This is a genomic window from Hyphomonas sp., assembly GCF_040882205.1.
Taxonomy (GTDB): Bacteria; Pseudomonadota; Alphaproteobacteria; order Caulobacterales; family Hyphomonadaceae; genus Hyphomonas.
In genome coordinates this window covers 1-2118 of record NZ_JBBEBT010000305.1, presented here as the reverse complement: position 1 = coordinate 2118, position 2118 = coordinate 1, and the positions used below count along the sequence as shown (strand labels likewise).

Here is a 2118-nt window from a genome sequence, read left to right as displayed (position 1 = left end):
CCAGACGGCGACCAGTTCGAGACGACGAGCCTGTTTGCCAATCTCTACTATGACTTCAACCGCGGCGGGATGATCAGCCCGTATGTCGGCGCGGGTCTCGGCTATTCGGACGTGTCGGTACAGAAAATCCGCCGGGCGTCGGCATTATCGATGACAGCAAGGGCAAGTTTGCCTACCAGCTGAAAGCCGGCGCGAGCTGGGCCGTCAGTGAGCGGATCGATCTCTACGGCGAAGCGGCTTACCGCGCGAGCGATGACATCAAACCCGGCAACCAGCTGTTCCCCGGTACGCTGAACATCGAGAACTCGCACACCGTGTTCTGCCTTGGCGCACGCTACCGGTTCGGCAGCTGAGGTCGGACGTCAGCTGCCTGTGTGTGACTGCAGGAAGCTGGCGATCCATTGTGCAAGCAGGCGGCGGTCGCAGTTCCCGGCAAGGGAGGCGACTGCCGCATCTGCCTCTGCTTGCGTGAGCGAGGCGCCGCGCCGGGCGGCATAGAGTGCAGCGGCGAACTCCGGCTCGAACTCGGGATGGCACTGGAAGCTGATGGCGGGAAAATCGCGGTAGTCGAGCCCCGCATAGGGCGTGAAGACGGACTGCGCGATGATGCTGGCAGAAGGCGGCAGCGCGACGACCTGGTCCTGATGGCTGACGGCGACGCTGATCGAGGGCGGGCACAGCGCGGCGCTCCAGTCCGGGCACTGCACGATATCATAGGTGTGGCGTCCAACGCCCCAGCCCTTCTCCGACTTTTCGACCTTGCCGCCGAGCGCCTCGCCCATGATCTGGTGACCGAAGCAGATGCCAACCTGCGGCGTGCGCGCGGTAGCGGCGCGGCAGATGAAGTCGGAGAGCGGAGCAATCCAGGGCAAGGGATCATACACGCCGGCAGGCGACCCGGTGTAGAGCACAGCGCTGAGCGTCGCGGGATCCGGCAAAGCTTCGCCCCGGGCGATGGAGACCGTCTCGCATGTGATGCCCGCGTCGACACCGGCAAGCATGCGGCGGACCATTTCCGGATAGTCCGGGAAACGGTCGCGGATCGTGGCGGGCGCCTGCCCGGTCTCGATGATCGTGAGTTTCATGCCCTGCCTTATTCCGCCGGAACGTCTTCGGGTTCACGCACTTCCGGCTGGACGAGGAAGCCGCCGGACTGGCGCGCCCAGAGATCGCCGTAGAGGCCGCCGGCCGCGACGAGTTCCTCGTGGGTGCCCTGTTCGATGATGCGGCCCGCGTCCAGCACCACGAGGCGGTCCATCGCGGCGATGGTGGAGAGGCGGTGCGCGATGGCAATCACGGTCTTGCCTTCCATAAGTTCAAAGAGATGTTCCTGGATCGCAGCTTCGACTTCGGAATCGAGCGCGGAGGTCGCCTCGTCGAGGATCAGGATCGGTGCATCCTTCAGGAAGATGCGGGCTATGGCGATGCGCTGGCGCTGGCCGCCGGAGAGCTTGACGCCGCGCTCGCCGACATGCGCGTCGAGGCCGCGGCGACCCTTGGCGTCTTCGAGCGCTTCGACGAACTCGCTGGCAGCCGCCTTGGCAATCGCCGTGCGGATCTCGTCATCGGTTGCCCCGGGACGGCCATAGGCAATGTTGTCGCGTATCGAGCGGTGCAGTAGGGACGTATCCTGCGTGACGACACCGATCTGAGCCCGGAGGGATTCCTGCGTGACGTTTGCGATGTCCTGGCCGTCCACGAGGATGCGGCCGCCTTCCGCGTCGTAGAAGCGCAGCAGAAGGTTAGTCAGCGTCGTCTTGCCTGCGCCGGAGCGGCCGACGAGGCCGATCTTCTCGCCGGGCCGTATAGCGAGGGAGAGATTCTCGATGACGCCGCCCCCCTTGCCATAGTGGAAGGCCACCTGGTCAAAGTGGATGTCACCCCGGACGCGCGCCACAGCAGCGGCGCCGGGCGCGTCGACCACGGCGACGGGTTTGTCCAGCATCGACATGCCGTCATAGACGACACCTATATTCTCGAAGAGCCCGGCGACTTCCCACATGATCCATTGCGACATGGCCTTCATGCGCAGAGCAAGGCCGACTGCAACAGCTACCGCGCCGGCGCCGACGATGTTGCCGGTCCACAGCAGGATGCCTGAGGCGGCGATCAGGAAGA

Annotated in this window: 3 protein-coding genes; 1 reads left to right on the top strand and 2 read right to left on the bottom strand. The window is 65.0% G+C overall.

Features of this window, described 5'->3' with window-relative positions; genetic code table 11:
- Nucleotides 1-183: P44/Msp2 family outer membrane protein (locus WEA77_RS13095; RefSeq protein WP_368068327.1), on the top strand; the 183-nt coding region annotated here is incomplete at its 5' end.
- A 179-nt stretch (nucleotides 184-362) separates the two neighbouring features.
- Here WEA77_RS13095 and WEA77_RS13090 read toward each other — a convergent pair.
- Nucleotides 363-1085, bottom strand: a complete 723-nt coding sequence (locus tag WEA77_RS13090; protein ID WP_368068326.1) for a type 1 glutamine amidotransferase — start codon at nucleotides 1083-1085, stop codon at nucleotides 363-365.
- Between the two features lie 8 nt (nucleotides 1086-1093).
- Nucleotides 1094-2118 (bottom strand): ABC transporter ATP-binding protein (locus WEA77_RS13085; protein WP_368068325.1); only part of this gene is annotated, 1025 nt, incomplete at its 5' end.

What these genes read in the sequence shown, in the direction of transcription:
- WEA77_RS13090 (WP_368068326.1), bottom strand. Translation starts at nt 1,085, where the DNA reads ATGAAACTCACGATCATCGAGACCGGGCAGGCGCCCGCCACGATCCGC.